The sequence below is a fragment of the Helicobacter pylori genome (assembly GCF_002832345.1).
Lineage (GTDB): Bacteria > Campylobacterota > Campylobacteria > Campylobacterales > Helicobacteraceae > Helicobacter > Helicobacter pylori_CP.
Window position 1 is genome coordinate 1 of the sequence record NZ_PHLZ01000052.1, and the last position, 2,084, is coordinate 2,084.

Below are 2,084 nucleotides of genomic sequence, written 5' to 3' on the forward strand. Positions count from 1 at the left end.
AACATGAAAATCAAAAAATCCCTCTTACTCTCTCTTTCTCTCATGGCTTCATTATCAAGGGCTGAAGATGACGGATTTTACATGAGCGTGGGCTATCAAATCGGTGAAGCGGTTCAAAAAGTGAAAAACACTGGAGCATTGCAAAATCTTGCAGACAGATACGATAATTTAAACAACCTTTTAAACCAATACAATTACTTAAATTCCTTAGTCAATCTAGCCAGCACGCCAAGTGCAATCACGGGTGCGATTGATAATCTAAGCTCAAGCGCGATCAATCTCACTAGCGCTACCACCACTTCTCCGGCCTATCAAGCTGTGGCTTTAGCGCTCAATGCCGCTGTGGGCATGTGGCAAGTCATAGCCCTTTTTATTGGCTGTGGCCCTGGCCCTACCAACAATCAAAGCTACCAATCGTTTGGTAACACACCAGCCCTTAATGGGACAACCACCACTTGCAATCAAGCGTATGGGACAGGCCCTAATGGCATTCTATCCATTGACGAATACCAAAAACTCAACCAAGCTTATCAAATTATCCAAACCGCTTTAAACCAAAACCAAGGAGGCGGAATGCCTGCCTTGAATGACACCACCAAAACAGGGGTAGTCAACATACAACAAACCAATTATAGGACCACCGCACAAAACAATATCATAGAGCATTATTATACAGAGAATGGGAAAGAGATCCCAACCTCTTATTCAGGCGGAGCATCATTCTCGCCTACAATACAATTGAAATACAATAATAACGCTGAATACCTTTTGCAACAAGCCGCCACTATCATCAATGTCCTTACCACTCAAAACCCGCATGTGCAAACGAGCAATGGCGGTAAAGCGTGGGGGTTGAGTTCTACGCCTGGGAATGTGATGGATATTTTTGGTCCTTCTTTTAACGCTATTAACGAGATGATCAAAAACGCTCAAACAGCCCTAACAAAAACCCAACAGCTTAACGCTAACGAAAACGCCCAAATCACGCAACCCAACAATTTCAACCCCTACACTTCTAAAAATAAGCAATTCGCTCAAGAAATGCTCAATAGAGCTGAAGCTCAAGCAGAGATTTTAGGTTTAGCTAAGCAAGTTGCGGACAATTTCCACAGCATTCAAGGGCCTATCCAAGGAGATTTAGAACAATGTAAAGCAGGATCGGCTGGCGTGATCACTAATAACACTTGGGGTTCAGGCTGTGCGTTTGTGAAAGAAACTTTAAACTCTTTAGAGCAACACACCGCTTATTATGGCAATCAGGTCAATCAGGATAGGGCTTTGGCTCAAACCATTTTGAATTTTAAAGAAGCCCTTAACACCCTGAATAAAGACTCTGCAGCGATTAATAATGGTATCTCTCACTTGCCTAACGCCAAGTCTCTTCAAAACATGACGCATTCCACTCAAAACCCTAATTCCCCAGAAGGTTTGCTCACTTATTCTTTGGATACCAACAAATACAACCAGCTCCAAACCATCACGCAAGAATTAGGCAAAAACCCCTTTAGGCGCATCGGCGTGATTGACTATCAAAACAATAACGGGGCGATGAACGGCATCGGCGTGCAAGTGGGCTATAAGCAATTCTTTGGTAAAAAAAGGAATTGGGGGTTAAGGTATTATGGTTTCTTTGATTACAACCATGCTTATATCAAATCTAATTTTTTTAACTCGGCTTCTGATGTGTGGACTTATGGGGTGGGAATGGATGCGCTTTATAACTTCATCAACGATAAAAACACTAACTTTTTAGGCAAAAATAACAAGCTTTCTGTGGGGCTTTTTGGTGGTTTTGCACTAGCTGGGACTTCGTGGCTTAATTCCCAACAAGTGAATTTGACCATGATGAATGGCATTTATAACGCTAATGTCAGCACTTCTAATTTCCAATTTTTGTTTGATTTAGGCTTGAGAATGAATCTCGCTAGGCCTAAGAAAAAAAACAGCGATCATAGCACTCAACATGGCATTGAACTAGGTTTTAAAATCCCTACGATCAACACAAGCTACTATTCTTTCATGGGTGCTAAACTAGAATACAGAAGGATGTATAGCCTTTTCCTCAATTATGTGTTTGCTTACTA

General features: G+C 41.7%; 1 protein-coding gene. It reads left to right on the forward strand.

Annotated elements, in window-relative coordinates; translation table 11 throughout:
* Positions 1-3: 3 nt before the first annotated feature.
* The coding region (gene sabA, locus CXY28_RS08525; protein ID WP_269799817.1) for a Hop family adhesin SabA/HopD at positions 4-2,084 on the forward strand (2,081 nt) is incomplete at its 3' end.